General features: G+C 65.3%; 14 protein-coding genes. 6 read left to right on the top strand and 8 right to left on the bottom strand.

What is annotated here, in order from left to right; translation table 11 throughout:
- Positions 1 to 34: 34 nt before the first annotated feature.
- The 4 genes from HWX39_RS11005 to HWX39_RS11020 are packed head-to-tail and all read right to left on the bottom strand — an operon-like array spanning position 35 to position 4,409.
- Positions 35 to 1,966, bottom strand: a complete 1,932-nt coding sequence (locus HWX39_RS11005) for an anthranilate synthase family protein (protein WP_175967927.1) — start codon at positions 1,964 to 1,966, stop codon at positions 35 to 37.
- On the bottom strand, positions 1,963 to 2,556 hold the full coding sequence (locus tag HWX39_RS11010) for an isochorismatase family protein (protein WP_279613075.1): 594 nt from the start codon (positions 2,554 to 2,556) through the stop codon (positions 1,963 to 1,965). Before HWX39_RS11010 ends, HWX39_RS11005 begins: the two co-directional genes overlap by 4 nt.
- 53 nt (positions 2,557 to 2,609) lie before the next feature.
- On the bottom strand, positions 2,610 to 3,107 hold the full coding sequence (locus tag HWX39_RS11015) for a PhzA/PhzB family protein (RefSeq protein WP_175967931.1): 498 nt from the start codon (positions 3,105 to 3,107) through the stop codon (positions 2,610 to 2,612).
- A 57-nt stretch (positions 3,108 to 3,164) separates the two neighbouring features.
- On the bottom strand, positions 3,165 to 4,409 hold the full coding sequence (locus HWX39_RS11020) for an acyl-CoA dehydrogenase family protein (protein WP_244134969.1): 1,245 nt from the start codon (positions 4,407 to 4,409) through the stop codon (positions 3,165 to 3,167).
- A gap of 675 nt (positions 4,410 to 5,084) precedes the next feature.
- On the opposite strand from HWX39_RS11020, the gene HWX39_RS11025 reads away from it, so the two are divergent.
- The gene (locus HWX39_RS11025) at positions 5,085 to 6,032 is read left to right on the top strand and encodes a hypothetical protein (RefSeq protein WP_175967935.1); all 948 of its coding nucleotides are present in this window, start codon (positions 5,085 to 5,087) and stop codon (positions 6,030 to 6,032) included.
- Positions 6,033 to 6,501: 469 nt separating this feature from the next.
- Positions 6,502 to 6,714, top strand: a complete 213-nt coding sequence (locus tag HWX39_RS11030) for a hypothetical protein (RefSeq protein WP_175967938.1) — start codon at positions 6,502 to 6,504, stop codon at positions 6,712 to 6,714.
- Between the two features lie 76 nt (positions 6,715 to 6,790).
- Here HWX39_RS11030 and HWX39_RS11035 read toward each other — a convergent pair whose 3' ends face one another.
- From HWX39_RS11035 to HWX39_RS11045, 3 genes are all read right to left on the bottom strand, one after another.
- The gene (locus HWX39_RS11035) at positions 6,791 to 7,216 is read right to left on the bottom strand and encodes an NUDIX hydrolase (protein WP_175967940.1); all 426 of its coding nucleotides are present in this window, start codon (positions 7,214 to 7,216) and stop codon (positions 6,791 to 6,793) included.
- Positions 7,217 to 7,495: 279 nt separating this feature from the next.
- Complete coding sequence (locus HWX39_RS11040) at positions 7,496 to 8,884, bottom strand: nucleobase:cation symporter-2 family protein (RefSeq protein ID WP_175967942.1); 1,389 nt, start codon at positions 8,882 to 8,884, stop codon at positions 7,496 to 7,498.
- A gap of 142 nt (positions 8,885 to 9,026) precedes the next feature.
- Positions 9,027 to 10,007: a LysR family transcriptional regulator gene (locus tag HWX39_RS11045; RefSeq protein ID WP_244134970.1), complete on the bottom strand. Its 981-nt coding sequence runs from the start codon at positions 10,005 to 10,007 to the stop codon at positions 9,027 to 9,029.
- 103 nt (positions 10,008 to 10,110) lie between these two features.
- Here HWX39_RS11045 and HWX39_RS11050 point away from each other — a divergent pair, with 103 nt between their 5' ends.
- A complete protein-coding gene (locus tag HWX39_RS11050; RefSeq protein ID WP_175967944.1) occupies positions 10,111 to 10,848 on the top strand; it encodes an SDR family oxidoreductase in 738 nt (245 codons plus the stop codon).
- An 8-nt stretch (positions 10,849 to 10,856) separates the two neighbouring features.
- On the opposite strand, the gene HWX39_RS11055 is transcribed toward HWX39_RS11050, so the two are convergent.
- Positions 10,857 to 11,834, bottom strand: a complete 978-nt coding sequence (locus tag HWX39_RS11055) for a LysR family transcriptional regulator (protein WP_175968515.1) — start codon at positions 11,832 to 11,834, stop codon at positions 10,857 to 10,859.
- A 133-nt stretch (positions 11,835 to 11,967) separates the two neighbouring features.
- Between HWX39_RS11055 and HWX39_RS11060 the strand changes: the two genes are divergently transcribed.
- The 3 genes from HWX39_RS11060 (at position 11,968) to HWX39_RS11070 (ending at position 14,366) form a co-directional block, all read left to right on the top strand.
- Complete coding sequence (locus HWX39_RS11060; RefSeq protein ID WP_175967946.1) at positions 11,968 to 12,669, top strand: SDR family oxidoreductase; 702 nt, start codon at positions 11,968 to 11,970, stop codon at positions 12,667 to 12,669.
- A gap of 207 nt (positions 12,670 to 12,876) precedes the next feature.
- On the top strand, positions 12,877 to 13,212 hold the full coding sequence (locus HWX39_RS11065; protein ID WP_175967948.1) for a putative quinol monooxygenase: 336 nt from the start codon (positions 12,877 to 12,879) through the stop codon (positions 13,210 to 13,212).
- Positions 13,209 to 14,366 carry an iron-containing alcohol dehydrogenase gene (locus tag HWX39_RS11070; RefSeq protein ID WP_175967950.1) on the top strand — a complete coding sequence of 386 codons (1,158 nt, stop codon included), beginning with the start codon at positions 13,209 to 13,211 and terminating at the stop codon, positions 14,364 to 14,366. Before HWX39_RS11065 ends, HWX39_RS11070 begins: the two co-directional genes overlap by 4 nt.
- Positions 14,367 to 14,424: the final 58 nt, after the last annotated feature.

The raw sequence follows: 14,424 nt of genomic DNA on the forward strand, positions 1-14,424 counted from the left end.
TCCTATAGGGTTCTATAAAAAGCATGAAGAGCCGTCAGGCCGTCAACGCGGTCGCGCGTTTTTCGCGGCGTATCGCGTGTGTGATGGCTTCGCCGAGAATGCGCGGCCCGTCGACGGTCAAGACCGATTCGGCGTGGAATTGCATCGAGCTGAACGTTGGACCGCGCAAGGCATGCACCTCGCCCGTGCGCGGATCGCGGCTGATGGCCAGCGCGCCGACGCCGTCGATTTCCATTTCGTCCCTGACGGTCCGCGCGACATACGTGTTGTAAAAGCCCACGCGCTCACGCCGGCCGAACAGATCGATCTCGACTTGGATGCCCTGATTGGGCACCTCGCGCCGCACGAGCGGAATGCCGAGGATGGCGTTCAGGACCTGATGGCTCAGGCAGACGGCCATGAACGGCTTGCCCTCGTCGATGAGATGCCGCAGCCACGCATAGAGGCGAGCGATGCGCGGATCGCCGGCGTCGCTCGGGTCTCCCGGGCCCGGCCCCATGACGACCACGTCGTAACGCGCAAGGTCCACCGCGTCGTGAACGCCGCGCACTTCCGTGGCGAGGCCGAGCGACGACAGTTGTTGGGCGATCATCGCCGTGAAGTGATCTTCGGCGTCGATGATGAGCGCGCGGCGGCCGCTTAACTCAGCCGACTCATCGGCCATCTCGCCTTGTCGCGCGCCATATGGCCGAAACCAGAAGTCCGCGATGCCTTTGTTGCGCTCGCGCAGCGCCGCCTGCACCGATGGATGCTGTCCGAGCATCGGGCCGGCTTCCGGCGGATCGAATGCGTTCGACAGCGCGGCCACCTTGGCATGTGTCTCCATGACTTCCGATGCCGCGTCCGAATGCCGGACGAGCGTCGAGCCGACACCGATGCGAACGTGTCCGGCGCGGTCGATCTCCGCGGTGCGGATCAGGATGGCGGAGTCGAGCGTGCGCTCGCCGCGCGCATCGCGGCCGATCAGCGCTGCAATGCCGCTGTAGTAGCCGCGGCCGGCCTGCTCGTGCCGCGCGATCACGCGGGTCGCGCTTTCGATCGGACTGCCGGTGACCGTCGGCGCAAACATCGTTTCGCGCAGCAAATCGCGGACATCGGCTTCGGTGTGCCCGACGATGAAATATTCGGTGTGGGCGAGCCGCGCCATCTCGCGCAAGTGCGGCCCCGTGACCTGCCCGCCGCCCGGGCAGATGCGCGCCATCATCTTGAGTTCTTCGTCGAGCACCATGTACAGCTCGTCGGATTCCTTGCGATCGCCGAGAAAAGCGTTGATCCCGTCGATCGTCGGCCCGCTCTGCGGATATCGATAAGTCCCGCTGATCGGGTTCATCGTCGCGCGGCCTTCATGCAGCGTCAGGTGGCGCTCTGGCGTGGCGCCGACGAACGTGCGCTCCCCGGCATGAATCACGAAGATCCAATACGCGCCGACTTCCCGGCGCATCAGACGCTTGAAGACCGCCAGCGCCTTGGCGGGCGAATAGTCGTCGAGATCGCCCTCGAGCGTGCGCTTGATGACGAAGTTCGAGCCCGCGCCGGTGCCGATCTCGTCGGTGATGACGCGCTCGACGATCTGGGCGTAGGTTTCGTCGTCGATATCGAAGTGACGCTCGCCGAGCGCGGTATCGGCATCGGGAATGGCAGCGAGCGCAAGCGGCACGGACACCGTTTCGTGCTCGTCACAGGTCATGGCGATGAGTGGGGCGCCGTCGTCGTGTGTTTTGAAGCCGCGCTCGTGCAGCTGCCGGTATGGCACGAGCACAAGCAGCTCCTGACGGTCCGCACCCGCCTTTGTCGGCGCGGCCAACGGAAGCTCGGCCAGGGAGGACGGATAGGAAACCGCGCCGGCGAAGACGTCGATAGTCGCGCGCTCCCCAGCGCTACCCGTCGAACGCGCGATCAATGCGAAGCACGGCGCTTGTCCATTCAGGACGCGATCGAAAAGGTTGTGGTTCGGAGCGGCGTTCATGCCAGCGCCTCCTCGGTGCTCACCACCTTGCCGCAGCGCTGGGCTACGTATTCCAGGGCCTGGTGATGATGGTCTTCGGAAAAGTCCGCCACGCCATCGGCGACGAAGAACGGCTGAATGTCGTTCGTGAACGCATCGACGGCCGACATCATTACGCCGATGTGCGCGTAGACGCCACACAGCATCAGCTGATCGCGACCGCTCTCCTGCATGCGCTCGCGCAGCCCGGTGCGGAAAAATGCGCTGTAGCGCCACTTCGTGAGCATCCAGTCCTCTGGGGACGGGCCGACTGCCTCGGCGACGTCCCGATCGGCCGGCTTCGTCTCCATGCCCGGCCCCCAGAAATCGCGCAACAAACCGCGTTCCTTCTCGGTCATGCGCCCGGGATGGGCCGTGTACGCGACGGGAATGCCGGCCTGCTTGCACCGTTTGCGCAGCGACGCGACGTTGGTCGTCAACGTCTCACGCAGCGTCGGCGGCAACGGAGAAAGGAAATAGTTCTGCATGTCATGAATGAGCAGCAACGCGCGCGATGGATCGACACGCCATGACACGACGTTCTCGGGCAGGCTGCTCGAATCGGGCAGCACGTACGGTTGAATCGAAGGAATACCAGCCATTCGTCTCCTCCATTGGGTATGCGTTAGCTCGGTAGACCATCCCGGCGCACTTCGGGAACTTCGATACCCAAGGAACGGAATTGCTCGCAAGGGTTCATGAATTCGCGCTGCTCCTTGATCAGTCCGTTTTCGAAGCGGAACGAGTGAAGGAAGTGATTGCGGTAATGGCCTTGGGGGTAGCCGGGGAAAATGATCGCGCCTTCGCCGCGGCACTCGACCCAGAACCAGTTCGGGTCTTGCGTCTCGAAGATATGGATGTCGGTCCAGACCCAGTCGGGGAAGCATTGCAGCGACCACACGGCGTGCTCGCTGAGCTTCTCGCGGCCGCGAATCACGATCGGCTGGCCGCTGTCGGTAGTCCACAGTCCGCCGACGCCATCTTCCGTGAACAGTAGATGGCGCTTGAGCCGCGCTTCGCCACGCGTGTGCATGTACTGCTCGACGATCTTGCGGTTGTGCTGCCGGACCGCGACGTGCGAGTGAGTTTCCGACTGGTTTTCGAGGGATTCGATGTCTGACATGCAAGCTCCTGAAGTAAAAGGGGGCCGCCCCGCGGGGAGCAGGGAAGCCGCGCGGGATTACACGAGGTAGCTGATTTCGCGCGGATCGAGGCCGACGAGCGCGCGGCCGTAGACGAGTTGCGGAATGCCCATCCCGAAGCCCGCGTGGCGGCTCGCCACGTTCAGATCGCGCCAGATCAACTGCAGCGGATTGGATTCCATGAAGGCGGCGCTGCCGTAGGCTGTCATGAGGCGATCGATGGCCTCGCGGCACAGGCGCGTGACGCGCGTCGATTCCATCCGAAAGCGCGAACGCGTCACTTCGTCGGGCAGGACGCCGGCCAGTGCATGGTGTTCGACCGTTTCGACGATGCGGCGGGCGTGCAGCCGCGCGCCGTCGATCATCATCGACGCTTCGGCGAGATCGGTCTGGAACGCGGGCGAAACAGCCTGGCTCTTGAACGTGGACGAGGCGACGCGGCGCTCGTGAGCCTGCTCGCGCACGAGTTGCAGCGCGGTTACGATCGCCCCGAGCTGCGGTCCGAGCAGACCGATCGACAGCAAGCCCGAGAACGCGCCGCTATATAGACGGTGCCGTTCCGACGGCAGGCGGGACCGGCCCTGCACGATCGGCGCGTAAGGCGTCACGCGATGGCGCGGAATGAACAGCCGGTTCGCCACGACGGTGTTGCTGCCGGTGCCGCGCATGCCCGTGATATGCCAGGAGTCTCGGACTTCGAGCTCGCTCATCGGCATGAGGACCAGGTTGATCGTCTCGTCGTCGGCATCGATGCCTTTCGGGATCAGCGCGCCGATCCATTCGGCGTGCAGGCTGCCGGATGCGTAAGCCCACTCTCCCGTCACCACGACACCGCCGTCGACGCGTTCGACCTGGGCGCGCGAAGGCGCAATGATGAGCGCGGTGCGCGTGTCGCGGTTGCCGCCCCACACGTCGTCCTGCGTGCTCTCGGGGAAGTGGGCGATCATGTAGTTGCCCATGTTGAGCACGCTCGTGACCCACGACGCCGAGCAGCAGCCGCGCCCCAGCTCGTAGCAGACGTCGAACAGCGTGGCGGGACCCGCTTCGTAGCCGCCGAGCCGGCGCGGCGTGAAGAGCCGCATCAGCCCAGCCTCGGTAATAGCGGCGACGGCGCGGTCGGTCAGGCGGCGCTCGGTGTCGGCAGCGCGCGATTCTTCCGCGAGCACGCCGGCGACTTCTGCCGCCTTCGCGACCAATTGCTCATGCTCGGCCACCGATTCGTCGAGCGCAATGGCGTCATGTCCGGCCGAATTTCCTTCCTGCAATGTGCGTTCATTTGTCATTTCACGAGTCATCCGCTGGGAGGTCAGTATCGTGCTCACGGCATCTCCGCAATAAATTTATAATCTTTATTGTTGAAAAATATAAAACAATAAGGGGTGCGAAAATTTAAATGTCAATTAACCTGGAAATCGAAGCAAATAAGATCCGGCACTTTTAGTGGGTGCGCGTGTTATTGGAAAATGCCGTGCGCCAGTAGCCATGAGGCCCGTATCCAGATTTTTATGACTAGTCAAAAATACGCATTTCTTTCATAAAATATAAATATTCCTTACAGTTTCTCTAATGTGAACAGGGGTGTCGATTTTTTGCAAACCACGCCGCCTCGTCGATTTCCAGTTAAAAGCCTGGGTGATTGAGTGGCGCGGTACCTATGGGCGCAACGGGATATAACCCCCACCCATTATTTTTTTCATTCCTATGCGCACACTATATGGCGCGGTTAACTGTAGGATGAACTTGGTAAATTTCCACCTGTTAAATTTGACGGGTGGTGTCCAGCTCAGCTGAATGAGGCAGTGAATGAAATAGATTTTGAGATTATTTAAAAATGACTTCGCGGTATGTCTGAAGCAGCTCCAGCTGTATTGTCAGGTTATTCGGTAGACAGACGAAAGAGGGCAGCATGAGCACGCAGCCTTGCCGAAATTCCGCCCGGCCTCACCGTCGGACAAGCGTTGATCGACGCGCTCTTCAAGCCGATCGTGGAAAAGCTCACGCAGTTCGTCCAGACATGCCTTGACAACTGGGCCGAGCTGGATCTCGGCGAAGATATCGACGCTGCCGGCGATGCCATTGCCGATGGCGCATCGGATGCAGCGGATGCCGTCGGGGAAGAAGCGGCGGAAATTGCCGTCGACGAGGTCGCGGCGGCAGCCTTCATCGATCTGGCGGCCGTCGCGCCGCCGCTTGCAGTGCTCGGCGCGCTCGTAGCGATTCCGTTCATCGTCGGCGCGCTGGAGAAAAAGTTCATTCTTCATTTCGAGGCCGACAACTTCACCGACTACGACCTCGAATGGAAGATCGAATACATGGACGAAGGGACGATGACGTCCCAGCCCCAAAGCGACACGGTGCCGAAGCTCGGCTACGCCACCGACATCCGGGGCGATCAGACGACGGTTCAGGTTGCATACCAGGCGAATGACTCGTCCATGAACACGAGCGGCTTCAGCGGCATCGGCCTCCTGCTGCATCTGACGCTCAAGGGGGCTCCCGCCGGTTCCGATGTTGCCGCAGTGATCTCGATCCCGTGGATCGCAGACAACGTTGTCTGGCTGGGCGACGTGCCGGGCAATCCGAACTGGGGCGCGATCTACGATCGGGCCAGCGGCGCATCGAGCCAGTTGGCTGTCGAACACGGCAACCTCAAGTTCTTCATCCGGCTTGCCAGCGGCCGGATCTACATCGAGGCGAAGAACAGCGGAAGTTGCTTCTTCGAGTCCTCGCGATTCAAGCTGAAAGTGACCGACAACTCGAACGGCGCGATCATCGGCACGGTTTCGTTCGTCGATTCGAGCGCGAACTGGACGGTGGCGAGCAACACCAATCCGGATGTCCTCAACGTGAACATCGACAATTCGGGCAGTCAAGCCACTATCACCGTGACCGTGGCCGCATCCTGAGCCGGACGGCAACGGGTGCGCCGGCCAGGCGCCCGTTGCCGTCGCCTTCGCCGTGCGTACGGCAAACAACGATCCTTGTCAGCGGAATCCTTATTGCCCGAATCGGTGCTGAAATATGCTCGGAGACCCTTTGCCGACAATGCCTCGGTCGGTATTTGATTGCCGATGGAGCATTGATGGGCAGGATCGTGGGCAGGAAGCCATCTGTGATCGAGGGAGTCTTACCTGGCGGACCAGTGCGAGCGGTGGTTGGCGTCTGCTGCCTTCCGCCACCCCGTCTTTTTTCGACCCGCCACGCTTCAATCGACGCGTAATTGCGGGACTGTGCCGACGATCGCGCTCGACAAAACTTGATCGGGAAAATTACCAAAGGTATGCGAATTATTTCCCGGCTATAGTGGAACGACTGAAGGTAGATGCGGCGTCTTCTGCCGATACCGTTCAGGTAACGACTGTAGACCGGTGCCGTATGAAAAAGAAAATCGAAAAGACCGCCCGACCGATCTGGGGCGTGGCTGCAGGATTGCTTCTTGCCGTCGCGGGATTGAGTCTCGGCATTTTCCCGAAGTCCCTGCAAAGCTCGGGAAGCGCGAACGAGTTCATGGCGTCCGGTGTTGCGATGCTGGGCATCTTCCTGGTCGTCTATTCCACGCACGAGTTGCGAAGAAGGCGCTCGCACTGAGCGCCCACGCGCCGCTGATTCACGCACGACGATCCGGGCCGAGCGCCGGCTCATCACTGCGTTCGTCAGTAATGCACTACGCCTTGCTGATTTCGTGTTGATAAACGAGTTCGACGATTCGCTTCGTCGGAATGCTGGCGCGCAACCCGTCGACGCTGTCGATCGGAAACCACTTGCATTTCGCGATCTCGTTGTTCGCTTGCGGCGTATGGTCCGGGCCGACTTCCGCGAAGAACACGTGATGGATCTTGGCGAGCCCGGTGAACTGCATCGCGTAGACGAGATGCTGGCCGGTCATGCCGGTTTCTTCGCGCAACTCGCGATGTGCGGCTTCGAGCGGTGTTTCCCCGCGCTTGATCGTGCCGCCGGGAAGGGCCCAACGCGATGCCGCGCGGGCGACGAGCAGGACCTGTTCGCCGCGGTGGCAGACGATGGTCGCGCGTTCCTTGACCGGAGCGGCGCTCGCTTCGGGGGCGTTGTTGGGTGCGGGGATCTGGGGCATGGTGTGATTCTACCCAGCACAAATTGATCGGCCAAGGCGGCCTGACCGGGTTTGACGTTTGATCTCAATCGACACGCGGCCGATGGTCCGGAGACACGTCGGAAGTGCAGGGTGGCGTGCGGGACACATGGCGTGTACCGGCCCGGCCGGGCGCCCTTGCGAAGGTAGGGGGGATGCAGCGCCGCGTTGCGGCGATGCGTTACGATCGCCGGACCGTCCGTACGCGCTTTCTCTGCGAGCAAGCGTCGCACGGAGCCCGACGTCGTGCGATTCGTCCGGTTACTTCTTCTCCGGCAGGAACCAGTTCATCACGAGCGCGCAGATGCCGCCCGTCGCGACTCCCGATTCCAGCACGTTCTTCAGCGCGTGCGGCAGGCTGTTGAGGATGTCCGGCACTTGCGATACGCCGAGGCCGAGCGCGAGCGACACCGCGATGATCAGCAGCGCGCGACGATCGAGATGGACGCCCGCAAGGATGTTGATGCCCGATGCGGCCACCGCGCCGAACATCACCATCGCCGCACCGCCGAGCACGGGCTCCGGCACGGCCTGCAGCACGCCGGCGACGACCGGGAACAGCCCGAGCACCACGAGCATCCCCGCGATCCAGATGCCCACGTAGCGGCTGGCGACGCCGGTGATCTGGATCACGCCGTTGTTCTGCGCGAACACCGAGCTCGGGAACGTGTTGAACACGCCGGCCAGCAGCGAGTTCGCACCGTTCACGAGCACGCCGCCCTTGATCCGTTGCATCCACACCGGGCCTTCGACCGGTTCGTTCGAGATCTTGCTGGTGGCCGTGACGTCGCCGATCGCTTCGAGCGACGTGACGAGGTAGATGATCAGCATCGGCACGAACAGCGACCACGAGAAACCGATGCCGAAGTGCAGCGGCGTCGGGACCTGGAACAGCGCGGCCTGGTGCATGCCGGTGAAGTCGAGGCGGCCCAGGAATGCGGCCGCGAGATAGCCGATGACGAGCGCGATGACGAGCGCGGTACTGCGCACCCACACGATCGGCACACGGTTCAGCAGGATGATCGTGCCGAGCACGAGGCCGGACAGCGTCAGGTTCTCCGCGCTCGCGAACGTGCCCTTGGCCATCGCGCCGTAGCCGCCGCCCATGCTGATGAGGCCGACCTTGATCAGCGTGAGGCCGATCAGCAGCACGACGATGCCGGTGACGAGCGGCGTGATCAGGCGCTTCACGAACGGCAGGATGCGCGATACGCCCATCTCGACGAACGACCCGGCAATCACGACGCCGAAGATCGCGGCCATCACGGTCTCGACCGGCGTGCCTTGCTTGACCATCAGGCTGCCGCCGGCGATCAGCGGGCCGACGAAGTTGAAGCTCGTGCCCTGGACGATCAGCAGGCCGGCGCCGAGCGGGCCGAAGCGCTTGCACTGGACGAAGGTGGCAAGGCCGGAAATCACGAGCGACATCGACACGATCAGGGTCGTATCGCGGCTGGACACGCCGAGCGCCTGGCAAATCAGCAGGCCGGGCGTGACGATCGGCACGATGATCGCCAGCAGGTGCTGCAGCGCGGCGACGAAGGCGACCATCGGCGCCGGCCGGTCGTTCGGGCCGTAGACGAGGTCGCGGGAGGCGTGTGCGTCGTCTGCGCCGTGCGCGGCGGACTGGGCGGGGGAGGCGGGATGCATGGCGAGCGGGCCGGACAAGGTGGAAAGTGCGGCATTTTAGCCGAACGGCCCGCCGGCGCCGCTGCAGTCGCGGGGATTCGGCGGATCGGGGAAACGGCGGCGGATCGGCGCCCGGGCCGGCCGTGGCCGCGGCGCCCGTCGGTCAGCGGGCCGGCCGCGAGGCGGGCGCCGTCGGGATGCCAGTCGGGATGGCGGTCGGGATGGCGGCCGGGGCGGTGGTCGCATGGAACCCGGGCAGCGCCGGAATCCGCCGCTCCATGAACTGCAGGAACGTGCGGGTCCGAAGCGGCAGATACCGGCGCGACGCGTACACGAGGTGCAGCGCGTGCGGCGGCACCATGTCCCACTTCGGCAGCAACCGGACGAGTTGGCCGCTGTCGATCAGGTCCTGAACGAGCCACGCGGGCCCGCTGCCCACCGCGTTGCCTGCCAGGAAGCATTCCCGCAGGGCCATCGAACTGTTCACGCGATACCGGCCACGCACCGGAACGACCGCTTGCTCGTCGCCGCGGGCGAAGGTCAGTGCGTTGCCGATGTCCGCGCGCGCGTAGCCGACATACTCGTGCTGCGCGAGGTCGTCCGGCCGGCGGAGCGTCGGTGCCTGCGACACGTACCCCGGCGTGGCGACCAGCAGGCGCGGCGATGACGCGATGTGGCGGGCCACGGCATCCGGCGGCAGCAGGTGGCCGAGGCGAATGGCGACATCGACGCCTTCTTCGACCAGGTCGATCACGCGGTCGGTCAATTGCAGTTCGACCTCGATCTCCGGCCACGCGGCGAGGAATTCGAGCACGAGCGCGTTCAGTCTCAGCTCGCCCAGCCCCAGCGGCGCATTGACGACCAGCTTGCCGACCGGCCGCACCGTTTGCCCGCGCACCTCGGCCACCGCGCTCGCGTATTCGTCGATCACGCGCTTGCAGCGATCGTAGAACCGGCGGCCTTCGTCGGTGGGCGCGAGGCTCGTGGTCGAGCGTTCGAGGAGACGAACGCCCAGTTCCTGTTCGAACGCGGCGACGATCTTGCTGATCGTCGGCTGGCCGGTGCCTTCCTCGCGCGCAACCGCCGAGAAATTGCCGAGCTCGATGGCGCGGACGAACACGCGCATGGATCGCAGGGAATCCATCTCATTCCTTTATGGCATGAACCTTATTCAAGTCTCCCATGTTCCCGCGCAATTGAGAATGACCTAACGTTCGCGAACCTTCAATCCCTGATGAGGAGTCGACATGAACGAGGCAACGCAATCTTCGGCACTGGACGGAGCGCACGTCGTGGTATTCGGCGGGAGCTCCGGAATCGGCCTCGAGGCCGCGGCCGCCGCGAAGGCGAAAGGCGCCAGCCTCACGCTGGTCGGCCGGACCCGCGCGAAGCTCGAGTCCGCCGCACAGGCGATCGGCGGCGCGCGCATCGCGGTGGCCGACATCGCCGACCGGCATGCGGTGCAGGCCGTCTTCGACGGGATCGCGCGCGTCGACCATCTGGTCGTCACGGCCGGCCGGTTCATTGCCGGCAAGCTGAGCGAGACTGATCCCGATCACCTGCTCGCCGCGCTGCAGGAGCGTATCGCCGGGCCGGTCTACGCGATCCGCGCGGCGTTGCCGCGGATGCCCGCGACCGGCTCGATCGTGCTGACCGGCGGGCAACTGTCGGATCGTCCGGCCGCGCAGGGCGTGTCCGTCATTGCCGCCGCCGTGCGTGGTGTCGAGGCGCTGGCGCAGTCGCTCGCGCTGGAATTGAAACCGATTCGCGTGAACGTCGTCGCCCCGGGCTTCGTCGAGACGCCGCTTTACGACGCGTTCGGCCCGGAAGCGCGCGACACGATCCTCGCGGGCGCCGCGGCGGCATTGCCCGGCGGCCGTGTCGGGCGCGCCGACGAAGTGGGGGAAGCGATCGCGTTCCTGCTGGGCAACGGCTTCATGAACGGCGAGATCCTGCACATCGACGGCGGCGGCCGGCTGGTCTGAGCCGCGTGTCAGCCCACCGCACGCGTGCCGGTGCGGCGGGCCGGCGGGCGCGGTGCGCGGGCCTCCGGATACGCGCGCTGGCAGACGGCGATGACCACCTCGCGCAGGCGGCGGTGCACGGGATCGCCGTGCATGCGCGGATGCCACAGCGCGGACACGAGGATCTCGGGCAGGCGCGCCGGGATCTCGAAGCTGCGCAGCCCGAGGGCCTCCGTGAGCCCCGGCGCGAACGCGTTGCCGAGGCTTGAGCGCGGCACGAGCGCGATCAGGTCGGTGCTGGCCGCGACCCGCATCGCATCGGGGTAGCCCGGTACGACGACGTGCACGGTGCGGTTCGGGCCGGCCTGGTCGGTCGAGTGGTCGGCCGGCCCGCCGAAATCGCCGAGCTGCGACGCGATTACGTGCTGGCAGGCCGCATAGCGCGCGGGCGTGATCCTGCCCGATGCGAACAGCGGGTGTCCGGCGCGTGCCACCGCGACGTGCCAGTCGTGAAACAGCATGCGGGTGTGCAACTCGGGCGCATCGTCGCCGCGCTTGCCGATTTCCAGGTCAACGGCGCCGTCGCGCAGGGCTTGCGGATCGCGGTCGGGCTTCGGGACGAAGCGGATGCGCACCTGCGGCGCGATTTCGCCGAGTGCGGCGACCACGGGGCCGGACAGCATTTCCATGAACGATGCGGACGTGCGGATCGTGAACGTGGAGGCGTGCGTCGCGATGTCCACGTCGGCCGTCGCCGGCCGCAGCACCGTGCGCGCATCGCTGGCGATCGCGTGCACGCGGTCGCGCAACGCCGCTGCGTGCGGCGTCGGCACGAGCTTGCGCCCCGCGCGCACGAGCAACGGATCGCCGATGGACAGCCGCAGACGCGTGAGCGTGCGGCTCATTGCGGACGTGCTCAGGCCAAGCCGGCGCGCGGCACCGGTCACGCTGCCTTCCGACAGCAGTACGTCGAGCGCGGTGACGAGGTTCAGGTCGATGTCTTCCATGGCGACAGGATACGCCTCCACGCGGTTTGGCATGGCGTTCGCTGCAACTATGAGTTGAATCGGGTGCGTCTGGCGCCTGCCGTGATGCGTACCTATAGTGGCGGCATGACGAAACCCGGCAAAGGCGGAAACCATGCAATCAACTGTATCTGAAGGGAAGGCGCCCGCGATCCTGCTCGTCGCGGCCTCGCGCGGCCTCGGGCTCGCGATGGCGGAGGCGTTCCTCGACAAAGGCTGGCGCGTGACGGGCACCGTGCGCGCCGGATCGGGGCGCACGAAGCTGCACGACCTCGCCGACCGGTTCGCCGGCCGGCTCGACATCTGCGAGCCGGTGCAACTGGCTGCGCTGCGCGAGCGGCTGTCGGGCCGGCGCTTCGACATGCTGTTCGTGAATGCGGGAACCACGAATGAACCAACCGAAACGATCGGCGAAGTGACGACCGACGAGTTCGTGCGCGTGATGATCACGAACGCGCTGGCGCCGATGCGCGTGATCGAGACGCTGCAGGATCTCGTGACCGCGGACGGCCTGATCGGTGCGATGTCATCGGGGCAGGGCAGCGTCGCGAACAACGTCAGCGGGATGCGCGAGGTCTATCGTGGCAGCAAGGCCGCGCTGAACCAGTTCATGCGCAGCTTCGCGGCGCGTCAGGCCGATACGCGGCGTGCGATGGTGCTGATGGCGCCCGGCTGGGTCCGCACGGAACTGGGTGGGCCGGATGCGCGCCTGACGATCGAGCAAAGCGTGCCGAGTCTCGTCGACGTGCTGATCGCAAAGCGTGCGCGCCCGGGGCTCGAATATCTCGACTACCTGGGGAGGACCGTGCCGTGGTAGCCGGCGCGTTGCGCGAGTAGCGGCCAGTTGCGATCCGCCCTGTTTTTCGTTGCGCGGTAGTGCCACTGCGAAGGCCGCGCCGATTCAATACAATGCGATGGCCAGCCAGTGTCACGGCGTTGCGCCGTCGCGTTCGAATCCTTCCGGTTCGCCGCGCATCGCGTGCGTCCGCGTCGTGACGGCCCCCAGTCGAACCCGGAGCGCACCATGAACGAACCTTACCTGCAGGTCATCGCGCATTTCTACGCAAAACCCGGCAACGGCGATCGCGTGATCGAATTGCTCGCGGAGCTCGCGCTGGCGACGCGCGCCGAGCCGAAGAACCTCGACTACGCGTATTTCCGGTCGCCTGAGAACCCCGACCACGTCGTGATCCTCGAACGCTATCGCGACGCGGATGGCCTCGAAGTGCATCGGGAAACGCCGCATTTCCAGCGGATCGGGTTCGGCGCGATCATTCCGTTGCTCGATCGCCGCGAAGTGACGCACTACATGGTGCAGCCGGACACCGGCACGGCGACGCCGCCGGGAGGCACCCGATGAACCCGTTTCAATTCCGTACCGTTGCGACGCAGGTCGTCGAATTCGGCGCCGCGCGCCGGCTCGGCGCGTTGTTGCGCGAACGCTTTCCGGCGCTCGTGCGGCTGTGTGTCGTCACCGACGCGTTCCTGCATCGCAGCGGCGTGCTCGCGCCCGCGCTGGAGAGCCTCGCCGCGCACGGCTGGCAGGTCACCGTGATCGACGACGTGATCGCCGATCCGCCCGAGCACGTCGTGCTGGAAGCGACCGAACGGGCCGTCGCGGCCGATGCCGAGATCGTGCTCGGCCTGGGCGGCGGATCGTCGATGGACGTCGCGAAGCTGATCGCGGTGCTCGCGCCGGGGCGGCAGGCGCTGGCCGACATGTACGGCGTCGACCAGGTCACGAGCGCGCGACTGCCGCTCGTGCAGATGCCGACGACGGCCGGCACCGGCTCCGAAGTGACGGCCGTGTCGATCGTCACGGTCGGCGAGGCGCGCAAGATGGGCGTCGTGTCGCCGCACCTGTTCGCGGATCTCGCGATCCTCGACGCCGAATTGACGCTCGGCCTGCCGCGTGCGGCGACGGCCGCGACGGGCATCGATGCGATGGTGCATGCGATCGAGGCCTACACGTCCGCGCGGCTCAAGAACCCGGTATCCGACATGCTGGCCGTGCACGCGCTGACGCTGCTGTCGCGCAACCTGCTCGCGGCGTGCGACGACGGCCGCAACCGCCACGCGCGCGAGGCGATGCTGGTCGGCGCGATGTTCGCGGGGCAGGCGTTCGCGAATGCGCCGGTCGCGGCCGTGCATGCGCTGGCCTATCCGGTCGGCGGAATCTTCCATGTGCCGCACGGGCTGTCGAATGCGCTCGTGCTGCCGCACGTGCTGCGTTTCAACGCGCCGGCCGCCGCGCCGCTGTATGCGGAACTCGCGGCGATCGTCGCGCCGTCGGCGACGGGCAGCGATGAAGCGCGCACGCACGCGCTGATCGCCGAGATCGACCGGCTGATCGTCGCGACGGGCATCCCGCGCACGCTGCGCGAGGTCGGCATCGGCGAAGGTGACCTGCCGAGGATGGCGTCGGATGCGATGCTGCAGACGCGCCTGCTCGTGAACAATCCGCGCGAGGTGACGGAGGCCGACGCGCTGGAGATCTACCGGCAGGCGTGGTGATGCGCCGGGCGGGCACGTCGCGCCGCGCCGCCCGTCACGCATTGACGATGCGCTCGCA

The sequence above is a fragment of the Burkholderia sp. BCC0322 genome, assembly GCF_902833045.1.
GTDB lineage: Bacteria > Pseudomonadota > Gammaproteobacteria > Burkholderiales > Burkholderiaceae > Burkholderia.